Origin of the sequence: Candidatus Thiothrix putei (genome assembly GCA_029972225.1) — a bacterium.
GTDB lineage: Bacteria > Pseudomonadota > Gammaproteobacteria > Thiotrichales > Thiotrichaceae > Thiothrix > Thiothrix putei.
This window is the reverse complement of sequence record CP124756.1, coordinates 3,928,574-3,949,872: the sequence shown is the minus strand read 5'-3', so window position 1 is coordinate 3,949,872 and position 21,299 is coordinate 3,928,574. Positions and strand designations below refer to the sequence as shown.

21 protein-coding genes and 1 pseudogene are annotated in these 21,299 nt (G+C 54.5%); 14 read left to right on the top strand and 8 right to left on the bottom strand.

The window, feature by feature from the left end:
* Positions 1-9 precede the first annotated feature (9 nt).
* The 7 genes from QJT81_20250 to QJT81_20220 form a co-directional block, all read right to left on the bottom strand.
* Complete coding sequence (locus tag QJT81_20250) at positions 10-261, bottom strand: carboxysome peptide A (GenBank protein WGZ94092.1); 252 nt, start codon at positions 259-261, stop codon at positions 10-12.
* Positions 258-1,814, bottom strand: a complete 1,557-nt coding sequence (locus QJT81_20245) for a carboxysome shell carbonic anhydrase (GenBank protein WGZ94091.1) — start codon at positions 1,812-1,814, stop codon at positions 258-260. Before QJT81_20245 ends, QJT81_20250 begins: the two co-directional genes overlap by 4 nt.
* Before the next feature lie 12 nt (positions 1,815-1,826).
* A complete protein-coding gene (locus tag QJT81_20240) occupies positions 1,827-4,226 on the bottom strand; it encodes a CsoS2 family carboxysome shell protein (protein ID WGZ94090.1) in 2,400 nt (799 codons plus the stop codon).
* A 22-nt stretch (positions 4,227-4,248) separates the two neighbouring features.
* Positions 4,249-4,578: a ribulose bisphosphate carboxylase small subunit gene (locus QJT81_20235; GenBank protein ID WGZ94089.1), complete on the bottom strand. Its 330-nt coding sequence runs from the start codon at positions 4,576-4,578 to the stop codon at positions 4,249-4,251.
* 18 nt (positions 4,579-4,596) lie between these two features.
* A complete protein-coding gene (locus tag QJT81_20230) occupies positions 4,597-6,015 on the bottom strand; it encodes a form I ribulose bisphosphate carboxylase large subunit (GenBank protein ID WGZ94088.1) in 1,419 nt (472 codons plus the stop codon).
* Positions 6,016-6,197: 182 nt separating this feature from the next.
* Positions 6,198-6,764: an L-threonylcarbamoyladenylate synthase gene (locus QJT81_20225; protein ID WGZ94087.1), complete on the bottom strand. Its 567-nt coding sequence runs from the start codon at positions 6,762-6,764 to the stop codon at positions 6,198-6,200.
* Between the two features lie 21 nt (positions 6,765-6,785).
* Positions 6,786-7,022, bottom strand: coding sequence for a hypothetical protein (locus QJT81_20220; protein ID WGZ94086.1), 237 nt, complete (start codon positions 7,020-7,022; stop codon positions 6,786-6,788).
* A gap of 121 nt (positions 7,023-7,143) precedes the next feature.
* Here QJT81_20220 and QJT81_20215 point away from each other — a divergent pair, with 121 nt between their 5' ends.
* The 13 genes from QJT81_20215 to QJT81_20155 all read left to right on the top strand — a co-directional run bounded on the left by QJT81_20215 (position 7,144) and on the right by QJT81_20155 (position 18,266).
* Positions 7,144-8,130 (top strand): LysR substrate-binding domain-containing protein, encoded by a 987-nt coding sequence (locus tag QJT81_20215; protein WGZ94085.1) that lies wholly within the window; start codon positions 7,144-7,146, stop codon positions 8,128-8,130.
* On the top strand, positions 8,123-8,752 hold the full coding sequence (locus tag QJT81_20210; GenBank protein ID WGZ94084.1) for a hypothetical protein: 630 nt from the start codon (positions 8,123-8,125) through the stop codon (positions 8,750-8,752). The genes QJT81_20215 and QJT81_20210 overlap by 8 nt, the downstream gene beginning before the upstream one ends.
* A 24-nt stretch (positions 8,753-8,776) precedes the next feature.
* Positions 8,777-9,076, top strand: coding sequence for a hypothetical protein (locus QJT81_20205; GenBank protein WGZ94083.1), 300 nt, complete (start codon positions 8,777-8,779; stop codon positions 9,074-9,076).
* 1 nt (position 9,077) lies between these two features.
* Positions 9,078-10,229, top strand: a complete 1,152-nt coding sequence (locus tag QJT81_20200; GenBank protein ID WGZ94082.1) for a hypothetical protein — start codon at positions 9,078-9,080, stop codon at positions 10,227-10,229.
* Between the two features lie 38 nt (positions 10,230-10,267).
* Positions 10,268-10,756 (top strand): Na+/H+ antiporter subunit E, encoded by a 489-nt coding sequence (locus QJT81_20195; GenBank protein ID WGZ94081.1) that lies wholly within the window; start codon positions 10,268-10,270, stop codon positions 10,754-10,756.
* On the top strand, positions 10,753-11,013 hold the full coding sequence (locus QJT81_20190) for an MrpF/PhaF family protein (protein ID WGZ94080.1): 261 nt from the start codon (positions 10,753-10,755) through the stop codon (positions 11,011-11,013). Before QJT81_20195 ends, QJT81_20190 begins: the two co-directional genes overlap by 4 nt.
* Entirely contained in the window at positions 11,010-11,309 is a 300-nt protein-coding gene (locus tag QJT81_20185) for a monovalent cation/H(+) antiporter subunit G (GenBank protein ID WGZ94079.1), read from the top strand. Before QJT81_20190 ends, QJT81_20185 begins: the two co-directional genes overlap by 4 nt.
* On the top strand, positions 11,296-12,234 hold the full coding sequence (locus QJT81_20180) for a DUF4040 domain-containing protein (GenBank protein ID WGZ94078.1): 939 nt from the start codon (positions 11,296-11,298) through the stop codon (positions 12,232-12,234). The genes QJT81_20185 and QJT81_20180 overlap by 14 nt, the downstream gene beginning before the upstream one ends.
* Positions 12,234-12,533, top strand: a complete 300-nt coding sequence (locus QJT81_20175) for a cation:proton antiporter subunit C (protein ID WGZ94077.1) — start codon at positions 12,234-12,236, stop codon at positions 12,531-12,533. Before QJT81_20180 ends, QJT81_20175 begins: the two co-directional genes overlap by 1 nt.
* The gene (locus tag QJT81_20170; GenBank protein WGZ94076.1) at positions 12,526-13,980 is read left to right on the top strand and encodes a proton-conducting transporter membrane subunit; all 1,455 of its coding nucleotides are present in this window, start codon (positions 12,526-12,528) and stop codon (positions 13,978-13,980) included. Before QJT81_20175 ends, QJT81_20170 begins: the two co-directional genes overlap by 8 nt.
* Positions 13,977-15,500, top strand: coding sequence for a proton-conducting transporter membrane subunit (locus QJT81_20165; GenBank protein WGZ94075.1), 1,524 nt, complete (start codon positions 13,977-13,979; stop codon positions 15,498-15,500). Before QJT81_20170 ends, QJT81_20165 begins: the two co-directional genes overlap by 4 nt.
* Positions 15,500-17,026 (top strand): complex I subunit 5 family protein, encoded by a 1,527-nt coding sequence (locus tag QJT81_20160; protein WGZ94074.1) that lies wholly within the window; start codon positions 15,500-15,502, stop codon positions 17,024-17,026. The genes QJT81_20165 and QJT81_20160 overlap by 1 nt, the downstream gene beginning before the upstream one ends.
* Before the next feature lie 106 nt (positions 17,027-17,132).
* The gene (locus QJT81_20155) at positions 17,133-18,266 is read left to right on the top strand and encodes a PAS domain-containing protein (protein ID WGZ94073.1); all 1,134 of its coding nucleotides are present in this window, start codon (positions 17,133-17,135) and stop codon (positions 18,264-18,266) included.
* Here the strand turns inward: QJT81_20155 and QJT81_20150 are convergent.
* Positions 18,236-19,560 (bottom strand): annotated as a pseudogene (locus QJT81_20150) (UPF0236 family protein). The gene QJT81_20155 and the pseudogene QJT81_20150 overlap by 31 nt on opposite strands.
* 61 nt (positions 19,561-19,621) lie before the next feature.
* Between QJT81_20150 and QJT81_20145 the strand changes: the two are divergent.
* Entirely contained in the window at positions 19,622-21,193 is a 1,572-nt protein-coding gene (locus QJT81_20145) for an ATP-binding protein (protein WGZ94072.1), read from the top strand.
* The last annotated feature ends 106 nt before the right edge of the window (positions 21,194-21,299 follow it).

The window sequence follows — 21,299 nt, the reverse complement described above, 5'->3', positions numbered from 1 at the left end:
TGCTGCTCCTTACTCGCCATTCCAGCGGTCGATAATGCCGACGATGGTGAGGTCGGAAGGATATTCCTTACTGCCAGCGGCTTCGCGAGCAGCAGAAGAACCCACACAAATTACCCAGTCACCGGGGACGCAACCGATAGCATCCACTGCCACTTGCCGCGCTCCGCCGACTTTTTCCTGTACCACCAACAAGCCCTTATGCCCCAGTTCGGCAAGGCGGTTGGTGGATACCAGTGTTTTTTCTACGCGCATGATCTTCATGCCACATCCTCCACGACTTCGACCGGGCTACCTGTCGGCGTATCCTGCACTGACAACTGGCACAGTAACAAACCCTGTTCCACCAATGCCGCGTAACGGTTGCGGATGGCGGCGGCAACCCGCTGGGCTTTCGCCACTGTGCGTTCGCGTGACCCCGGTACACCGGCATCGTAACGGTAGTGAATCGCTACCGGCACAGGCAGACCGTGTTTCACGTTCAAGCCTTTGAAAATCTTGATGCCGACATCCATATCTGCCACGCCTTCTTCCAGCGTGTGCAGGTGGGCGTAATACGCCACATTGCGGATTTGCACTTCCTCGAAACCATCCCCGACGCTGATGTAGCGTTCGGCGTGCCCGATGTCGGCGTATTGCCCGTTGTGCAAATCCACCACGTAATCCATCTGTGACAGGTTGTTGATCAGCAGGTTCGTCACCAGCCGTCGCATCCCGTCGTGAGGCGCACCTTTGCCGGTTCCCCAGCCGTGCTGGTTAATCGCGGCTTCGACCGCCTCGTGTACTGCCAAACCTGCTTGATCTGCTGACAAACCCAGCGTGGCATGGAACAGCACCTTGTTATCCACAAAGCGTTGCGGGGAAAGCTCACCTTCGCCGTCGGGAATGTGTACCCGGATGGCATCGGTGTCGGTATCCACCCCGATCAACAAAATATCTGTGCTGGCACCACAACAGAACGAATTCTCAATAGCCTGGCGGAACTGGTTTAGGCGATCCAGAGCCGCTGCCACCGCTTGATGGTCGTTACTCCCGTGGGCAGCACATCCCTCATGGCAGGGGGAACTGCTACTGGTGTGATACACCGCGATTTTCAGGTAACGAGTCCCTGCATCGACGGTGGTTGGCACACCTTCGCGGAAACGGCGTAATTCGGTTGCCATCCAGTGGCGCACGTCCGTTTCCACGTCGAATAATGCCCCGGCATACGCCTTGCGCCGGGTAAACGAGGTCAAAGGCAGACGCAAAATGTAGCGCATCAAACCTTTGAGGCGACCATCGGCACAGGGGCTGATGTCCACCGCGTGAAAGCCACAGTCGAGGAAGAAGTTGCGGGTATCCTGCACCGCTTCCACCTGTTGGCGTAAATCGTTGGCAAACTGTTCGGTTGCCAGCTTCAAAGCCTGAAACGTGCAATACGCATACAGGGCTTTCATGTCCACACCGCTGACCCATGCATCGTTGAGGATGCGTTCCGGCAAGCGGTAGCCGAGTTGGGCTTCCGCAATCGCTTGTGCTTGTGCGCTGAAACCTGCCCCCAAATGCAAACCGGCAATGGCTTGCAGGGCGGGGGCGATGGCTTCAAACCGCCCTTTGACCGTTTCCTCACAATGCGCCAAGCGGGCATTGGCGTGTTGGTTAGCCAACGGGTGGCGGTGAGAACCCACCGCCGCCGCGTTGACGGGTGTTAAGCGCGTCCCCGTTTCTACCCTTAACGCCACTGGCGTTGCGGGGTGTGTCACTTTGCGCGGTGTGTGTCCCTTGCCTTGGGTTTGGCGGGTCACACGCAGTGCTTGTTGCGCTTGACGGCTATTCACTTAACGACCCTCCTAACCTCTGGCTCCACCGGAAACGGTGATGAGCGCACCTTTGCCACTGTTGCCGCTGCTGCCTGTCACATTAGCGATAGGCGGTGCTTCGGGGCGTTCCAGTGACTTGTTGGCGTGAGCATTCACCATGGCCATCGCTGGTTGCATCCCACGTAAGGTCGGGTTGCGGTTTTGCGCCCACCGCCCTTCCGTACCGGTCATGCGTTGGCTGCGACCCCAGTCGTCACCCGTGATGCGCAGGTTGTCACGCCCGTCGCCGGTCACACGCGAGGCGGCTGGTTCGGCACTGGTCGCTACCGGTTCGCTGGCAACCGTGGCTGCTGCTGGCTGCTGGTAGCGGAATTCGGGTGTGCCGGAAACCACTTGGTTGCCACGATTGCCAGGGCCGGTAATGCGCCCCGCACCTTCGTAGGCATTGCCTGTTACCCGTCCGAGTGCTGCTTGTGCCGGTGATTGAATGCTGAAACTCGCTGCCGCTTGTTGGGCTGCTTGTTTCGCTTCTGCTACGGCACTGTCAGCACAGCCATGACACATCACCGGCGGCGGTGGCAACATGCGCCGTGCTTGCGCCACTTTCACTTTCAGCAAATGGTCAGCCGCGCATTCGTCACAGCAAAAGCCGTGTTCACCTTCGCCGTGATCATGCTCATGAGGGTGGTCGTGACCCTGCGCATGGTGCTGTTGTGGCGGTTCGCTTGCACAATACTGGGCAAAATGTTCCTTGCCGTAGTATTCAGTACCGGTGACGGGCAAGCAGCCGCCACGATCATCACCGGTGAGCTTTGGGCTGTGATCCACCCGATTGCCTGTCAGACTGCGCCCCGCAAGGGTTTGCATCGGATACGCTTTCGGTGGCGCACGATTTGCCACTTGGCTGTCGCCATACTGTGAACCGGTTACTTTACCCACTGCTGTTGCCTCGTTTCCTGTGACTTTTTCAGTACGATTGACGAGATTGCCGGTAATACGCTGTCCTTTCTGGCTGTTATCCTCCCCCACTTTGGCAGAACGCGCGGGTGCTTGCGTCTTGCAAATGAATTGGAATTGCTCGCTGGATACGTACTCCGTCCCCGTTACCGGGCGGCAACTGCCGTATTCATCACCCGTTACCTTGATCGAACGCCCGACTTCTGTCCCTGTCACTTCACGACCCGCGACGGTGTGCGTTAAGGCAACCTTCTGCGGCCCATTAATGGTTAGGCGTGCAGCACCGGCATCCGAATATTGCGAACCGGTAATGCTGCGTCCCGCGCCCGGCTCATTGCCGGTGACAGGTTGCAGGCGGGCTTCATCCACACCTGTTACCGTTAGCTGCTTGCGCGCCGTTGTCCCAGCCACTACCTTGGGAGCGCGAGTCGTTAAGCCTTTGTTTTCACAAAACGCTGAGAACTGCTCCAGCCCTAGGTACTCCGTGCCAGTGACGGCGCGGCAACTGCCCACTTCATCACCGGTCACTTTGCCGGAACGACCGACTTCCGTACCGGAAACTGCCAGACCGCCACCTGTTACGGTTAACCCGACTTTCGGCGGATTCGGTTCGGGACGTGTCCCGCAAATGGTGTCGAAATGGTCAGTGCCGAGGTATTCCGTTCCTGTTACCGCGCGGCAAGTACCAGCTTCGCCCCCCGTCACGGTATTAGCGGTAACACGACTCACCTGTGTGCCGGTCACTGCGTTTCCCAACAGGGTCTCGTCAACTTCGACCTTGGGGGGGACGCGCTGCGGACGCATTCGCCCGGTGGGACGCGGTGCGGCGGGTGCATCGGGGCGTTGCCCACGTGCCGCTTGTACACGGTGCTGGCGAGCAGCATCACGCCCTTGCGGGACGACACCCATGCGTGGGTTACGACCAACAGGACGGCTACCGGGACGACGTGGTACGGCGGCTTTGCCTTGCGTTGCCAGTTGTTGGCGACGGTTACGGCAAATGGCACGGACACTGTTACCACTCACACCCAAAGCGTTCGGATCAGTTTCGACCAGTTCGCACAGCGCATCCATCGCTTCTTCTGTCACCGGCTCACTGCCAAACAGACTGCCTAGATTGTCTTCCAAAGCAGTGCTGGTGGGGTAAGCGGCAACCGCAGGTGCGGGGGCTACTGTTGGGCGCGAGCGTTGCCGAGCTTGCACACCACTGCGTTGGGCGGCGATGCGGCGGCGTTCAGCCGCTTCACGCGCTTTGTTCGCACTGGCATTGATGGCAACGACAACAGCGGTGGACGGGGCTGCATAAGCTGCCACCGGGGCAGCTTGTGCAGGTTCAGGTCGGGTGGATGCCGCAGGTGCTGGCTTAACAGCTACCGGGCGTGACTGACCGGCACTGCGCTGGGCAGCAGCCCGCCGACGCGCGGCGGCTGCTTCGCGGGCTTTATCCGCGCTGTTTGCAGGTTGTGCTGGCATGGTGTCTCCTCCCTGTCAGTCGTTAAGCGCGGTACACAACAAACGATGTGCCTTGGCTTTGGGTGTAGTTGTCGTAACCGATCAGACGCACGTGGTGGTTGGGGTATTCCCGATGGCACGCTTCGAGTTCTGAAAGAATACGGTCAACGCTTTGCTCACCGAACATGGGCAGCTTCCACATGAACCAGTAATACTTGTGGGATCTGGCAGGCTCCACGTGTTCGATAGCTGGATTCCAGCCCTGTGACACGATGTATTGAATTTGCTGGCGGGTTTGGTCTGCCGTCAGCGCAGGCAAGTAAGAAAAGGTTTCGTACTTGACGGTTTGTTTGTAATCCTGAAAATCAGCCATGGTTTGCAACTCCTGTGATTAGCGGTTCTGAACATCAAGTTTGTCAACGGTGTCGAACTCGAACTTGATTTCTTTCCATGTTTCCATGGCGATCTTGAGTTCAGGGCTAGACTGTGCCGCTTTGGTGAGGATTTCCTTACCGTTGCGCTCCAGTTCAACACCACGGTTACGCGCTTCAACGCACGCTTCCAATGCCACACGGTTAGCCGCCGCACCTGCCGCGTTGCCCCATGGATGCCCTAATGTACCGCCGCCGAATTGCAGAACAGACTCATCACCGAAAATGTTCACCAGTGCAGGCATGTGCCAGACGTGGATACCACCGGAGGCGACAGCGAATGCGCCCGGCATTGAACCCCAGTCTTGGTCGAAGAAGATGCCGCGTGAACGGTCTTCGGGTACGTAAGATTCACGTAACAGGTCGATCCAGCCCAGTGTAGAAGCGCGGTCGCCTTCCAGCTTGCCCACCACCGTACCGGTATGCAGGTGGTCGCCACCCGACAAACGCAGTGCTTTGGTCAGTACTCGGAAGTGGATACCGTGGTGCGGGTTACGGTCGAGTACCGCGTGCATCGCCCGGTGGATGTGCAGCAACATGCCGTTTTTACGGCACCAGCGTGCCAGACCGGTGTTAGCCGTCATCCCGCCAGTCAGGAAGTCGTGCATGATAATCGGTGAGCCGATTTCTTTAGCGAACTCAGCACGCTCATACATTTCTTCAGGGGAAGGTGCGGTTACGTTCAGGTAGTGACCTTTGCGTTCGCCGGTTTGCGCTTCTGCGGTTTCAATCGCGTCCTGCACGAACAGGAAGCGGTCACGCCAGCGCATGAATGGCTGTGAGTTGATGTTTTCGTCGTCTTTGGTGAAGTCCAAGCCACCGCGCAAGCATTCGTATACCGCCCGACCGTAGTTCTTCGCAGACAAACCCAGCTTAGGCTTGATGGTGCAACCCAGCATGGGGCGACCGTACTTGTTCATTTTGTCACGTTCAACCTGGATACCGTGCGGCGGGCCATTACAGGTTTTCACGTAAGCAATCGGGAAGCGCACGTCTTCAAGACGCAGGGCGCGGATCGCTTTAAAGCCGAATACGTTACCCACCAATGAGGTGAAGACGTTGACTACCGAACCTTCTTCAAACAGGTCAATCGGGTAAGCGATGAAGGCATAGAAGCAGGTGTCGTCGCCCGGTACATCTTCGATCATGTACGCACGACCACGGTAGTAATCCATGTCGGTCAGCAAGTCTGTCCACACGGTCGTCCAAGTACCGGTGGAAGACTCTGCCGCAACCGCCGCAGCCGCTTCTTCACGGTCAATACCCGGTTGCGGGGTGATCTTGAAGCACGCCAGAATATCCGTATCCAACGGGATATAGTCAGGCTGCCAATAGGTTTGCCGGTATTCCTTCACCCCGGCTTCGTATTTCTTTGCCATCATCTTCTCCTTGCAGAAGTTGCTCTAGGGAATCTTGCTCTGACCTCGGTGCGTCAGATGGAGCAACTATAAGCAAGGGGAATGATCAACTAAAGTTAATTGTAAAAATTGTTTTCATAAACTTTGGTTAATGTTAATGGTAGGAATTAAGGGGCGTTAATGGTTCGTGGGGGCTTTGGTAGTTAACTGGCTCGGATCACCTGCCCGGTACGCCCGTCACGAATTTGGGTCGGCTGTAATTGCCCGCCCAAGGGCGCATCCAAGACAAACCCCAATTGCTGGTCAAATTGCTGGAGGATTTCTGTCACGTTGCGGGCGGGTTCTTGCCCATTCAAATTGGCACTGGTGGAAATGAGCGGATGCCCCAGACAGTGGCACAATTCCCGGCAAACAGGATGCGCTGTGACCCGCACCGCCAGTGTGTCGTGTTCGCCTCGAATGAGCGGGGAAACCTCAGGGCGCACGGGTAACAACCACGTCACCGCTCCCGGCCAAGTGGGTAAGATTTGTTGCAGTAACGCCGCTTCGAGCGGTAATAACCACGGCTCAAGCTGTTGCAAATCAGCCGCAATCAGGATCAGCCCTTTGTGTGCGGGGCGTTGTTTAAGCGTAAGAATGCGCTGCACCGCTTCAAGATTGGCCGGGTCACAGCCTAAGCCAAACACCGCTTCAGTTGGGTAAGCAATCACTTTACCCTGTTGCACTGCTTGGCAGGCCGTTGCAATGTTATTGCTTACAAAATGGTGCAAGGTGATTTCCTCGTGTTGGCGTTAGCGTTTTTCCCGGTGTCGATCATACCAAAGAACTCCCCAGCGGATGGCTAAACCCACCAGGGTCGCCCCGACAAGCAGTGGCCATGCACTGGGTAACAGCGCAGAAAAGAACAATACAAATACCAATAAAATCGCCAATACAGCGGGGTCACAGCTTAAGATCGACTGCTTGGGGGGGAGCGTGTGTTCCATCGGTTTTGCCTCGTGTTGATCATCGTGCTGTGGTTGCGACATAGTAAATTCCTCGAATTGAGGCGCACTATAAATTAGCTTGACAATCAACTAAAGTTAATCATTAATATTGCTTAGATTAACCTAAGTAAATGTAAATGCTCTTGATAAAGCGGACTTAATGATGAACCTGCGCCACATTACCCTGCACCAGTTGCGCCTGTTTTACAGCGTAGGCAAGCACTTGTCGTTTACGCGGGCAGCGGAGGAATTGCACCTGACCCAACCGGCGGTGTCTATCCAGATTAAACGCTTGGAGGAAAGTGTCGGCATCCCGCTGACGGAACAAATCGGCAAGCGTTTATTCCTCACCGAAGCCGGGCGTGAACTGTTCGAGGCATGTCGCGATGTCCTAGACCGTTTGCGGGTGCTCAACGACGACATGATTGGTATGGAAGGGGGCGTGAAAGGCCCGTTGAATATTTCCGCGATTACCACCGCGAAGTATTTCATGCCGCATTTACTCGGCACGTTCCTCAAGGATTACCCACGGGTGGAGCCACGTCTCACCATTACCAACCAAGCGAAAGTGATCCGCCGTTTGGAGGATAATCTGGATGACTTGGTGATCATGGGGACGATTCCCACCAGCGGTAATCTGGAACTCGCCGCTGAATATTTCCTTGATAACCCCATTGTGGTGATTGCCCCACCCAATCACCCCTTGGTTGGGGAGCGCAACATTACCTTGGAACGCATTGCCCAAGAACGCTTTTTGTCACGGGAGGAGGGTTCCGGCACACGTGCAGCCCGCATCAAACTGTTTGCCGAACACGGGCTGGAAGCCAATATCTACATGGAACTTGGCAGTAGCGAAGCCATCAAGCAAGCGGTCATGGCAGGCTTGGGCATTTCGGTATTGTCGTTTCACAATTTGCGCCTTGAACTGGAAGCGGGTTTGCTCGCCATCTTGGATGTGCAACATTTTCCGCTCATGCGCGGTTGGCACGCGGTGCATTTGAAAGGGAAAAAGCTTTCCAATACCTCCAAACGCTTTCTCGATTTTCTGTTACAAGACGGGGCGCGGATGTGGGAAGACATCAACGTTAAGCGTTTGCACCTGCCAACCTCGCTTTTGAACCCAAAACTTGAGCCTGATGCCGATGAATAATGTCACTTTGCGCGTGTATTCCTTTATTGATTCGTTGCAACCTCAGCTTGCTTCGTACTTGGCGACTTCTTCGCAAGGCTTTTTGCCGATCCCCGGCGATGCCTGCTTGTGGATTGAAGTGGCACCGGGCATGGCAGTGCACCGCCTCAGTGACATTGCGCTCAAAGCTACCAATGTGCGCCTCGGTCAACAGGTGGTAGAACGCGCCTTCGGTTCGATGGAGGTTCACTACCGTAACCAAAGTGAAGTGACTTCAGCGGGCGAAGCAGTCTTGCGTGAAATTCATGCGGATGTCGAAAATCGCATGGCGTGCCGCGTCGCTTGGCAAGAAATCATCCGCGCCATTACCCCCGATCATGCTACCCTGATCAACCGCCAGTTGCGTCACGGTTCGATGTTGTTACCGGGCAAAAGCATGTTTATTTTTGAAACCGAACCCGCCGGTTATATTGTGTACGCTGCCAACGAAGCCGAAAAAGCCGCGCACGTCACCTTGGTGGATGTGAAAGCTTACGGCGCATTCGGGCGGTTGATTATGATGGGCAGTGAGGCGGAAACCGCCCAAGCCATGCAAGCAGCAGAACGCGCCATTGCCAGCATTAATGCGCGGGCGACGGCGTAACACGGGTGAATACAGAGGAATACCATGAGCGGAAAATACGAAGGTTTACATAACGATAAACAATTTGGCATGAGTCCGGTCGGGCGACTGATTCGCGATGCGTGGGTGTTTGGCTTACTGCCCGATACCGAACAGTGCGCAGGCTGGAATGCTGGAATGTTGCAAAACCTGTATGAAAAAGTCCATGCGGAATGGATGCAATACGGGCATTTGCCCAGCCGTCTACCACCGGAATTGCAGCAGCGGCACAGCGAATTGCATAGTCATGCGATTCGTGAGGCGAAAGCCAAGGGCTGGGATGCGGAATTGGGTGAGGGCGACTAACATGTACAACGTCCGTGACAATGTGCAAGCCAGTTTGGGGCATTTTCGCATGGAAAATTACTGGTTTCGTTACAGTAATTTCGTGCCGCGTTTGTTTAACTGGTGTGTGGAACTGGGGTTTGAGCCGGGAAAAATCATGCCCTCACGGGCGTTTTGTTCGGATGAGAGTCAAGGCTACCCGGTGATTTTGCTGGCAAAACATTTTGGGATATTTCCATTCAACCACGGGCAAGTGGGCGGGATTATGGCGTGTGACCGGCATGGCCCACACGCGCATCACGGTAAAGATTTGGTGATTGTGCATTCTAGCCACGTCGGTTATGACCCCGAAGCCATGACCTTTGGTTCTTATCGGCGCATCCAGACGGCGAATCACCGCTGCTCCAGTAACTGCGGCAAAATCCACGCCACGTTGGAATGGTATTTGCGCGAATACGAGTTTGCTTGCCAAAACATTTTCGTGGATATGCGGGCGGATCATTGCCGCTTGACCTTGGACAATCAATATTTGTCGCGTAGCCGGGAACGCAGTTTGGTGTTGCATCTGGAAAAAATGGTGGAACACCAGCATGACGGTGAAATGTTACCGATTGCCATGCAAAGCACGTCGCGCACGTTCATGGCGACCGACGCTTTTTTTCAGCACATGCGCTGGTTTTTCAACGAAGGCACGGGCAAGCAACCGCTTGGCGATGCCTTGTTGCCGGAATATTTCACCTACCACACCAGCTTGCGGGAAGACACCGACGGGTCACGCCAATTGGAGCAAAACCTGATCGGCGCAATGCCCTGGATTGTGACGTCTGCTGAGCCAATGCTGACGGCAGCGCAAGCCAATACGCAAGCCGAATTCGACCGTGCTTACCGCAGCATTTCACAAGATAGCGCGTATCGGGGGCGTAATTTGCTCTACATTGCAGGCTTGCATGTGGATATTTCACCGTCGCCGGAACAGGCGTTTGTGTTAACCAAATTCATTCCCTGGGCGGCGTATGTGCAATTGAAAAACGGTGAGCGCTATGTGCTGGAACAAGAGGCGCTGTTTGCGCGTTTGCAGGCGTGTAGCGCGGATAACCCGCAGCAATTGGGCTTGGATGCGGCGATTCAGATGATGGAAGACGAGGAAGAGATTTACCTGCATTTGCCGTATTAGTGCCGGTGTGAAAGAAAGCCAATAAGGGATAAAACGTTATGCAATTGATAGTTTTAGTAATTATGGTATTGCTGGCACTCTGGTTATTATTGACCAGTGGTGATCTCGGTTCTTTGCTGGTCGGGTTGCCGTTCATGATGTTGGCGCTGTGGAGTTATCGGTTGCAGCGCCATGCCCCTTATCCCTTAACGTTTTCATTCCTTGGCGCATTGCGCTTTGCGGTGTTTTTCCTACGCGAATCTTTGCGTGGTGGTTTGGATATTGCGTTGCGGGTGTGGCAACCGCGCGTGTCATTGTCGGTGGCGTTCTATGAATACCGTCTTATTTTTCCTCAAGGGCCAATCCGCTCGTTTTTTATGTATTGCATCAGTTTGTTGCCGGGTACGTTGAGTGTGTGCGTGTCAGAAAATGGTAAGTTGCGCTTGCATGTACTCGATGATCGTGGCGCAGTGGCGGAAGATTTAGCCCGTTTGGAGCGGCGGGTTTGTGATTTGTTTGCATTGCCTTGTTACAAGGGGGCGCTATGAATACGGTGCTATTGGCAGTAGTGGTGGTATTGGCGCTGGTGTTACTCATCAGTTTACTGATTATTTTATCGCGGGCGCGGTTGACTGACCGCTTGTTGGCGGTGCAATTGCTGGGAACCTTGGGTGTCGCGATTTTGTTGGTGCTGGCAGTGGTGATGCAGCAACGGGCGTTTTTGGATACTGCCTTGATTCTGGTGTTGTTGGCGGTATTGGTGACGGCAGTCTTTACTCACCGGCAGCGGGGGGGGAAATCATGATCCTTGACGCGCTTTCCGTGCTATTGCTGGTGCTGGGCTTGTTTTTCTTTGTGTCCGGTTTGTTGGGGTTATGGCGGTTTCCCGATACGTTTGCGCGGCTTCATGCCCTGACGAAGGCGGATAATTTGGGCTTGGGGTTGGTGATGACCGGCTTGCTCTTCCAAGTACCCGATGTGTTGTGGGCGATTAAATTCGTCTTGGTGTGGTTGCTGGCATTGGTGGCGAGTGCGGTGAATGCGCATTTGATTGCGGTATCCCTGCACCGGCAACAGGAGGGACACGATGAATCTGCTTGATGGCTTGTGGGGCATTTTGGATCTGTTGCTGGTGGCGGTGTTGTTGTTATTGGCAATGGCGGCGGTACTGAGCAGTGATCGGCGGCGTAGCATGATGCTGTTTATCGTGTTTGGTTTGGTATTGGCGTTGGTGTGGGCGCGGTTACACGCCCCGGATATTGCACTGGCGGAAGCCGCAATTGGGGCGGGGTTGGGCGGAGCGTTGTTAATGGCAACCTTGCGGCGCGATACGCATCAGCAGACCGATCAGTTTCCACAACACGCGACGGTGTTATGGGGTGCGGGCGTGTTGGTAATGGTACTGGGAACGATGATTGCGTGGGGCTTGTTCTCGGTATTGCCCACGGTGGAACAAACCTGGCGTAAAGGCGCGGCGGTGGATGCGCAATTGGCATTCAGCGGTATTAGCCACCCGGTAACGGCGGTGTTATTGAATTTTCGGGCGTGGGATACCTTGTTGGAATTGGCGGTGTTGTTGGCGGCCATTTTGGGGATTCGTGCCTTGGGGTATGTGCGTGCGGCGTATGTGACGGAAGCCGCATTCAGCCAATTGGCGGTGTGGTTGGTGCCCCTATTGATTCTAATGGCGGGTTATGTGCTGTGGGCGGGAGCGCATTCGCCGGGTGGGGCGTTTCAGGCGGGAGCATTGCTGGCGGGCGCGGGCATTTTGCTGCGTTTGGCGGGGTATTCCCATGCGGGTTTACCGACCACACGCTGGTTGGTGCGTTTGGGCTTGGTGGCGGGAACGGGTGTGTTTTTGCTGGTGGGTTTGGCGCTGTTGGGGTGGGGGCAGGGTTTCCTGCATTACCCGGTCGCTTATGCAAAATGGTGGATATTATTGATTGAAATGCTGGCTACGGTGTCGATTGGGATGACGCTGACGTTGGCTTTCATGGGCGGGATACCGGAAAAGGAGGCAGCGTAATGGTAGGGATCAGTGCAATCAATCCGCAGTTTTTGTATGGGTGTGCTGGCATTTTCCTATTCGCTATTGGTGTGTGGGGAACATGGCTACATGCCCATTATGTGCGCAAAATTATTAGCTTGAATGTGATGGGTGCGGGGGTGTTTCTGACACTGATCGCGGTGGCGTATCGCGGTGAAAATCTGCCCCCAGACCCTGTGCCTCATGCCTTGGTGTTGACCGGCATTGTGGTGGCTGTCAGTGCAACGGCGCTGGCATTGGTGATTATCCGCCGTTTGGAGGATGCAACCGATGAATGAAGCCGCAAGTGCCGTTTGGGTGATTAGCCTGCCGTTGCTGGGGGCATTGCTGGCAACGGTGTGGCGGCAACACGCGACAACGATTGGTTGGGTTAGCAGCGCGTTAACGGCGGGGTGTGCGGTCTGGCTGTTGTGGGTGGTGCAACACGCTGGGGTGCAAGAGCTGGCGCTGGGTGGCTGGGAAATCGGTCTGGGTATCAGTTTGTACGCGGACGGCTTGGCGGCAGTCATGGTGCTGATGAGCAGTCTGGTGGTATTGGGGTGCAGTGTGTATGCGCGGCACTATTTTCGGGCACCGCGTCAGCACGAATTGTTTTGGCCGTTGTGGTTGTTGTTAGCCACGGCGTTGAATGCATTGTTTTTGGCGGGTGATTTGTTCAATGTATATGTCACCTTGGAATTGTTGGGCATTTCAGCGTCCGCACTCGCCGCCTTAGGGGGGAAACCGGCGGCATTGCGGGCAGCCTTGCGCTATCTGGTGGTGGGGCTATTGGGGTCGATGCTGTATCTAATGGCTATCACCTTGCTGTATGCCGCGTATGGCACACTGAACGCATTGCAAATTGCCGAGGCATTGCAAGTTAACCCCTTGGGCTGGGCAGCGTTGTTGCTGATGTTGGCAGGGTTGGCGTTGAAAATGGCGTTATTCCCGCTGCATTTCTGGTTGCCTCCGGCGCATTCTAATGCGCCCGCGCCGGTGAGTGCGGCATTGTCGGCGTTGGTGGTGAAAGCAGCGTTTTATTTGGTGGTACGGCTGTGGTTTGACGTGTTTGCACCGTTGACGACACCGGTGCTGGCGAATGTTTTGGGCGCATTGGGTGCAATGGCGGTGTTGTGGGGGTCTTGGTCAGCGTTGCGGGCAGAACGCCTGAAATTATTGGCGGCGTATTCCAGTGTGGCGCAATTGGGCTATTTGGTGATGTTTTTCCCGTTGTTGATGGTGTTGGAAGGCGAAGCACGGCACTGGTTGTTTGGGGCAATGGTGTTGTTTGCACTGTCTCATGCGTTTGCGAAATCGGCGTTGTTTTTGGCAGCGGGGATTTTGCTGCAATACGCCGGGCATGACCGTATCCGCGAATTGAGTGGGACGACGCAAGCTTTGCCATTGACCACGTTTGTGATTGCGTTGGCGGGCATTGCCTTGGTGGGCTTGCCGCCGAGTGGGGCGTTTCTGGGTAAGTGGTATTTGTTGGATGCGGCGTTTAAGACGGGGCAATGGTGGTGGGTGCTAGTCTTGGTGGCGGGGTCGTTATTGGCAACGGCTTATGTGTTCCGTTTGTTGGGGCACGCTTTCGGGCATTTGCCAGCGGTTAAGCGCCCAGTCGTGGCGGCTACGCAGGAAATACCTGCCTTGGCGTTGGCATTGCTGGCAACCTTTGGGCTGGGCTTAGGCGCTATGAGTCTGTGGTCATGGTTGGCGCACACTGGCACGGAGGCAGGGCTATGAACGAGTTATTGAATGTTCTCACCGACGCGCTGGGGGAGAATTTACCGCTGTGGATTGTGCTGAGTTCGTTTAGCGTCGGATTGGTGATTTTCTTTGTGCAAGAAAGCAGCCATCGCTTGCGTACTACCTTGAATTTGCTGGCGGCAGTGGTGAAGCTGGCATTGGTTGGGGTCTTGCTGTGGGGGGTGTATCACGGGCAGGTGTACGAAGTGCGTTGGGTGATTGCGCCCAATTTGGAATTGCTATTGCACGCCGATGCGCTGTCGATGTTGTTTGTGACCTTATCCGCCCTGCTGTGGTTGGTGACAACGGTTTATGCAATTGGGTATCTGGAGCATTCCCCGCACCGCAGCCGCTTCTTTGGGTTTTTTAGCTTGTGCGTATCGGCAACCGTGGGCTTGGCGTTGGCGGGCAATCTGGTGACGTTTGTGATGTTTTACGAGTTTTTGACCTTGGCGACTTACCCTTTGGTGGCGCACAAAGGCTCGCATGAAGCTCGCAAAGCCGCGCGTTTGTATTTGGCTTACACCTTCACCGGTGGTTTGCTGTTGCTGGTGGCAGTGGTGTGGTTGAAGTCGATTGCCGGGCCGTTGACGTTCGTGCAGGGGGGGATTCTGGATGGCTTGCCTGCGGAAACGCACAGCGCTTTGCGTTGGATTTTCTTGCTGATGATCGTGGGTTTGGGGGTCAAAGCCGCCTTGGTGCCATTTCACGGTTGGTTGCCTAAAGCAATGGTTGCACCTGCGCCGGTCAGTGCTTTGTTGCACGCGGTGGCGGTGGTGAAAGCGGGGGCATTTGGGATTGTGCGTGTGGTTTACGATGTGTATGGGGTGGAATTTGCCGCTGTCTTGGGCGTATTAGTGCCGTTAGGAATAGTGGCGGCGTTCACGATTGTGTACGGCTCGACCTTGGCATTGTTTCAGGACGAGTTGAAAAAACGCTTGGCGTATTCGACGGTGAGTCAGGTGTCTTACATTGTGTTGGGAACGGCAATCCTAGGGCCGTTGGCAACCGTGGGCGGTATTGTGCATTTGGTACACCAAGGCATTATGAAAATCACCTTGTTCTTTGCCGCCGGTAATTACGCGGAAACCTTGGGGATTCATCGCGTCAGTCAAATGAACGGGGTGGGCAAACGAATGCCGTTAACCACGTTGGCGTTTACCTTGGGGGCGTTGGGAATGATCGGGATTCCACCAATGGCGGGGTTTATTTCCAAATGGTATTTGGGGTTAGGGGCGTTGGAAGCGGGGGTATTGCTGTGGGTAATGCCGGTGTTGATTGCCAGTAGCTTGCTGAACGCGGCGTATTTTTTGCCCATTTTGTACCGCGCGTGGTTTTTGCCTGCTGACCCTTGGCCAGACGAACACATTCAGGCGCAGCGTTGGGAAACGCATGGCATGTTGTTGTGGCCGCCGGTGATTACCGCGAGTTTGGCGTTATTGGCGGGCTTGTTCGCGTCTTTGCCGTTTAGCCCGTTGGAGTGGGCGCAATTGATCACCGCTAGGGAGTACAAATAATGCTGCAACCTGTGCTGCTGGAGTTACCGTTTTTATTGCTGTTAGCACCCTTGTTACCGCTATGCTTTGCCTTGGTGGGGAATGACCGTATTGGGCAATGGCTCTTGCCGGTGGCGGCATTGCCTGCGTTAGTCGCAGCGTTTGTGTTGCCAGTGGGAACGTCGGTGGCGTTGCCGTGGGTATTATTGGGGGCGCAATGGGGGCTTGATGCCACGGGGCAGGTATTTTTACTGGTGACAGCACTGTTGTGGCTGTTGGCGGGCTTGTACAGTGTGGGTGGTAAGCCTGCGGGGTCAAGTTGGTGGCGTTTTCGGGTGTTTTTCCTGTTGACCTTGAGCGGCAATGTGTTGTTGGTGATTGCGCAGGACATGGGGAGCTTTTTTCTGGGGTTTGCCTTAATGGGGCTGGCAGCGTATGGGTTAATTGCGCAACAGGCTTCGGTGACGACGCGCCGTGCCGGGCGCATTTACCTGATCTGGACGGTGTTGGGTGAGGTGTTGTTGTTTGCCGGTGCAGTGTTCACGGCGGGTGCAATCGGGAGTGTGTATTTCAGTGAGCTGGTGGGCAAGGCGTTGCCTCTCGCTGCGGTGGTATTGGTGACGCTGGGCTTGGGAATTAAGGTGGCATTGCCGGGCTTGCATGTGTGGTTGCCGATTGCGCACGGTGCTGCCCCTCCAGCAGTGTCGGCATTGTTGAGCGGCGTGATGGTGAAAGCGGGGATATTGGGTTTGGTGCGCTTTCTGCCAGCGGGTGCAGCCAGCACGGTGTGGGTGGCAGAGTGGTTGGTGTGGCTGGGATTGGTGGGCGCGTTTTACGGGGTGGTGTTTGGTTTGCGGCAAACCGTGCCGAAAGTGATTCTGGCGTATTCGACCATGAGTCAGTTGGGGGTATTGACCTTATTGACGGGATTGGGTTTGCAAGCCCCTGCGGATGTGGCGTTGGCAATGGCGTTGTTATTGTATGTGGCGCACCATGCTTGGGTGAAAGGGGCGTTATTCCTTGGGGTGGGCTTGTTTAAGCAAACCTTGTCTTGGTGGTTATTGGGTGTGCTGGTGGTTTTGGCGTTGGTGTTGATCGGCGTGCCATTGACCAGTGGGGCGTTGGCAAAAGGCAGTGTGAAAGCGGCATTGCCCGCCGATTGGCAGCACTTGGCACTGGGTTTATGGCTGAGTAGCTTGGCAACCACCTTGCTGATGGGGCGCTTTGTATGGAGTTTGTGGCGTTATCGCCGCCAGCATGGGGGAGCTTCCAGCCATCACACCAGCACTTCCCCCGGTCTGACGCAATGGTTGGGGTGGGCTATTTTGGTGGAATGGGTGTTGTGGTGGCCGTTCCTGTTTGCGCTGCCTGCGTTTAAGTGGTGGGATGTATTGCCGATTTTGCTGGGTCTTGGAGTGGTTGCTTTGGCGTTATTGCCGCGTATTCCAGCGGGGGATGTGCCGGTGTTGGTGGCGCACGCTGGCTACCGTGGGTGGCATTGGGTGTGGGAATGGTGGCGTAAACATAGGCGTTGTTTATCCACTTAACGTAATCTTTAATGCGTTTGCTCTGGATGGTGTGGAAACCTAGCGTTTAGGGCGATATGCTACGCGCTGTTACCCATTAAAATGATAAGCACCGTTAGGGAACCCCATGAATTGCTACCTCGATACTCACCCCGCCGAGTTATTAACGGTGGGCGATTTGCCTGATGATCCGCACACATTGCGCGTCTTATTGGCACAAACGCGCCAAGCACTCCAGCGCAGTGAGGAACGTTACCAGACTTTGATGTCGTCCATGAGTGATTTAATTTTCCTAATAGATGCCGAAGATTGCTTATTGGACGTTCAGTGCCGTTCCCCCCAGCTTTTATTTGCACCGCCCGAAGCCTTTCTCGGCAAACCCGTTACAGCGGTGCTGCCGCCGGATACCAGTGAGCCTTATTTGGAATGCGCTGAATACGTGCGGCGTACCGGCGAGAACCGTCGTTACGAATACCGGTTAGTGATTCAGGGGGAAACACGCTGGTTCATGGCCTCGCTTAACCGCCATGAAGATGGCTGTAAATTGGTGGTCGATGTACGCGACATTACCAAGCGTAAACAGGCTGAAGCGGAAGCCCGTGAACAAACCCGCCTGTTTAATTTGATTACGGAGAATATGCACGACTACATCGGCGTTCTCAATCTCGATATGAGTGTGTTGTACGCCACGCCCTCGCTGTATCAACGCACCGGGTATAGCGCGGCGGAGTTTCGTTGTCTACCGTTTGAGCACTTGATGACACCGGAATCGTTGGTGCGACTCAAGCAATTGGTGGCAGACAATTTAACCCCAGAGAAATTAGCCGACCCGCAGTGTGATATTGCTTTTGATGTGAATCTTGATGTTATTCGCAAAGATGGTTCGCACTATTGGTGTAACAGCAGTCACCGGCTGATTCGGGATGCACAAGGGCGACCCGAATACATTCTCGAAACCGGGCGCGATATTACGGAACGCAAACAAGCAGAAGATTTGTTGCTGCGCAAGGATGCCTTGTTTGAAGCGGTAGCGATTGCAATGCAGGCATTGTTGTTTGAACCCTGTATCAATGAAGCCATGCAACAAGCGTTAGCAGCGGTGGGGAATGCGACCAAACAGGATCGGGTGTATCTGTTTGAATACCATCGTGACCCGCTCACGGCTGAACGTTTCATGAGTCAGCGTTACGAATGGGTGCGTGACGGGTGTGAACAAAAGTGCGGTAAACCTCATGCCGCCTCAGCGGTGTTTCGCCAATAATGCTTCCATTGCTGGTTTCCCCGCATGACCCTCAACGCCAACATATCCGCCGCATTATCACTTTTCCACCATGCCCCCGATTTTTTTAAGCGTTGCTGGATGATGTAACGGTGTGCACTTTCTATTTCGCCCGACCCCACGGGCAATCCGAGGGATTTTGCTGTCGGGTAATCCAGTTGCTCAATGCGGTTGCTCAGGTAACGGTGACAAGCTCGTACTGGGGCGTTACTGTCTTCTACCGTTTCTGCTTCGAGGAAAGGTTTCAGTGTGTCGATGACCGCTTGAGCTTGACCATCCTGTAGGGCTTTTTTCTGTTTGGCAAACCATTTATCCTTGTCCTTGAGGCATGAACAGCTTGCGGATGCTGCTGATAGGTATTCACAAACATGATAAAAATCAATCAGGTAATGTCCTTGTGTGCCAAATTGTTCATCCACTTGACGGTTGATCCAGCTTGCCCCATCACCCACCGCATGGAGGAACGTGCTTTTTCCAAATCCAGCACGGCAGGCGGTGTCGAATAAGATTTTTCCAGCATCTTCTACCGTGCCACCGAATATTGCGCCAAACGTTGGCGTAGCACTGCCTTTGGCGTGGGCAAGACACAGGCGGGCTTCTTTCCAGCTTTCCTTTTTGCCTTTGCGCTTGTCGGGGGCTGTTTCGTCAATCTCGACGATGGGGATCATGCTGCCGTCCATTTCGGCAATGACATAGGCTTTTCCCAACGTGCTTGGATAGTCTTTTATCAACACTTGGGATTCATGGATGCGTTTGGCGTGACCTTCGGTGATGTGTCGGATGCTGCTGGATGCCAGCCGTATCCCGTAATGTTCTTCTAATTTATCAGGCACTTGAGCAAATGAACAGTCCGCCCCAAAGTCCGTCACCGCCCGTTGCAGCGGGAGCGAACAGCCTCGGCAAACAACCTCGGCACTCTGGCTAAAGGGGCGGACACGCTTGCCGGGAATCCGGTAGACCGGTTCGCTTATGTGGATTTTTCCGTAGGTCGTGTGCCAATGACAGTTTTTTTTCCACTCTTTACATACTTCCCAATGCCTTCTTCACAGGCTGGGGCTGTGCATTTTTCTACACGTTTGTTTGCCCATGCAGTGATCGCATCATTTCCCATTTGGCGCAGTTCTTCTATCACCCGCTGTTCGGCGTCTGCTGCTTTGATAATGTCATCACCGGCATTTTCAACCACCTCGATTAGCCCTTCCATCCGAGCTTTTAATGCGGGGTTGCGGTTCAAGGCTTCTAAAAGTTTTTGGTCGCGGGAGCTAACTGTCAACATGGGAAAGTCCTTTTTCTCTGGTTTTAGGGGATGCCATCTTAGTCTACAGGACACCGCACTTTTGTTCACACCCGTGCGTGACGGCATTAGTATCCAAATTGATAACCCTGAGTTACAATACTTGTCGTTTGACGGCTTGTTTCCGCGCTGGTTTGACACGCTCTCAGAGGGGCGAGCGGTATCGGGTTTGGTGGCTACGTTTCCTGAGACGGAACGTATGATTCTCGAAGCGCAAGATATTGTGTCGTTGATGGTTGTCCCCGTGAATGTGGAGGGGCGTTTCTGGGGCTTTATCGGTTTTGATAACTGCCACATTGATTACCAGTGGGGAATAGAAGATCAGGCCATTCTCACCTCAATGGCGGCATCGGTCGGTGCGGCGGTGATACGGCATCGCTCGGAAGTGGCGTTGCGGGAAACCAACCTCAAGTTAGCGCAAGCCACTGAACATTCCCTCGCGATGGCGGCGAAAGCGGAAGAAGCCAGCAAGGCCAAAAGCTTGTTTCTGGCCAATATGAGCCACGAAATCCGCACCCCGATGAATGCGATTATTGGCATGAGCCACCTGGCTCTGGGAAGCGAGCTGAATCAGCGGCAGCATGATTACGTAATGGAAATACAGCACGCGGCTCAATCATTGTTACGCATTATCAACGACATCCTCGACTTTTCCAAGATCGAAGCGGGCAAATTAACGCTGGAAATGACCCCTTTCCGTTTGGAAGACGTGGTAAATAATGCACTAACCTTGCAGCGTCAGCAAGCACAGGAAAAAAACATTGGGTTGTTATTCGAGCTTCGTAGCCCACACTTGGAAGGCGAACAGGGCTTTTTCTTGGGCGATGCCTTGCGTTTGGAACAAATACTCAACAATTTGCTCACCAATGGCGTGAAATTTACCAGTCAAGGTCATGTGGCACTGTACATTGATGAATTGGAACGCGGGGCAAGCAGCAGTCGCTTGCGTTTTTGCATCGAAGACAGCGGCATCGGCATGGACAGTGTGGCGGTGAATGGCTTGTTTCAGGAATTTTCGCAAGCGGATGATTCGACCACGCGCCGTTACGGTGGCACGGGCTTGGGTTTGAGCATTGTGAAACGCTTGCTGGATTTAATGGGCGGTGAGATTACGGTGAGCAGTGAACCCGGTCAGGGTTCGCGGTTCAGCATGACGCTCACTTTGGCACATGCGCGTTCGTCTGCGGTTAACCCGTCCCATGTGGAGAGTGCCACATTACTAACGGTTGGCACACCGTTGCACCATCAACGCATCTTGGTGGTGGAAGATAACCCGATTAACCAATTGATTGCCTCCGAGATCCTCACGCAATACGGCGCGATTGTGGAATGTGCGGATAACGGTCGGGATGGTGTGAGCAAAATCTTTGCCACCCTGCCGCCCGCGTATGACGCGGTGTTAATGGATATTCAAATGCCAGTGATGGATGGCTACGAAGCAGCCCGTTTGATTCGCGCTGATACCCGTTACGCCGCCATGCCGATTGTCGCGCTGACGGCAAATGCAATGCGTGAAGAAAAAGCGCGTTGTTTAGCGGTGGGGATGAATGCACATGTGGCGAAACCGTTTGAACCCACCGCGTTATTGCAAACGCTGATGGATTTGCTTGGGTAAGTCTGCGTTGCAAACACCACAAACAAAAGGTTTGTTGAAAGTACTTTTTGCCTTATTTTATAGTAAATTCAATTCCTAGTAAAAAGGTAGGAATTTGGTGGACTTG

What these genes read in the sequence shown, in the direction of transcription:
- QJT81_20250 (WGZ94092.1), bottom strand. Translation starts at nt 261, where the DNA reads ATGAAGATCATGCGCGTAGAAAAAACACTGGTATCCACCAACCGCCTT.
- QJT81_20195 (WGZ94081.1), top strand. Translation starts at nt 10,268, where the DNA reads ATGCAATTGATAGTTTTAGTAATTATGGTATTGCTGGCACTCTGGTTA.
- QJT81_20230 (WGZ94088.1), bottom strand. Translation starts at nt 6,015, where the DNA reads ATGGCAAAGAAATACGAAGCCGGGGTGAAGGAATACCGGCAAACCTAT.
- QJT81_20155 (WGZ94073.1), top strand. Translation starts at nt 17,133, where the DNA reads ATGAATTGCTACCTCGATACTCACCCCGCCGAGTTATTAACGGTGGGC.
- QJT81_20200 (WGZ94082.1), top strand. Translation starts at nt 9,078, where the DNA reads ATGTACAACGTCCGTGACAATGTGCAAGCCAGTTTGGGGCATTTTCGC.
- QJT81_20190 (WGZ94080.1), top strand. Translation starts at nt 10,753, where the DNA reads ATGAATACGGTGCTATTGGCAGTAGTGGTGGTATTGGCGCTGGTGTTA.
- QJT81_20215 (WGZ94085.1), top strand. Translation starts at nt 7,144, where the DNA reads ATGAACCTGCGCCACATTACCCTGCACCAGTTGCGCCTGTTTTACAGC.
- QJT81_20205 (WGZ94083.1), top strand. Translation starts at nt 8,777, where the DNA reads ATGAGCGGAAAATACGAAGGTTTACATAACGATAAACAATTTGGCATG.
- QJT81_20185 (WGZ94079.1), top strand. Translation starts at nt 11,010, where the DNA reads ATGATCCTTGACGCGCTTTCCGTGCTATTGCTGGTGCTGGGCTTGTTT.
- QJT81_20160 (WGZ94074.1), top strand. Translation starts at nt 15,500, where the DNA reads ATGCTGCAACCTGTGCTGCTGGAGTTACCGTTTTTATTGCTGTTAGCA.
- QJT81_20240 (WGZ94090.1), bottom strand. Translation starts at nt 4,226, where the DNA reads ATGCCAGCACAACCTGCAAACAGCGCGGATAAAGCCCGCGAAGCAGCC.
- QJT81_20220 (WGZ94086.1), bottom strand. Translation starts at nt 7,022, where the DNA reads ATGTCGCAACCACAGCACGATGATCAACACGAGGCAAAACCGATGGAA.
- QJT81_20210 (WGZ94084.1), top strand. Translation starts at nt 8,123, where the DNA reads ATGAATAATGTCACTTTGCGCGTGTATTCCTTTATTGATTCGTTGCAA.
- QJT81_20165 (WGZ94075.1), top strand. Translation starts at nt 13,977, where the DNA reads ATGAACGAGTTATTGAATGTTCTCACCGACGCGCTGGGGGAGAATTTA.
- QJT81_20180 (WGZ94078.1), top strand. Translation starts at nt 11,296, where the DNA reads ATGAATCTGCTTGATGGCTTGTGGGGCATTTTGGATCTGTTGCTGGTG.
- QJT81_20175 (WGZ94077.1), top strand. Translation starts at nt 12,234, where the DNA reads ATGGTAGGGATCAGTGCAATCAATCCGCAGTTTTTGTATGGGTGTGCT.
- QJT81_20170 (WGZ94076.1), top strand. Translation starts at nt 12,526, where the DNA reads ATGAATGAAGCCGCAAGTGCCGTTTGGGTGATTAGCCTGCCGTTGCTG.
- QJT81_20235 (WGZ94089.1), bottom strand. Translation starts at nt 4,578, where the DNA reads ATGGCTGATTTTCAGGATTACAAACAAACCGTCAAGTACGAAACCTTT.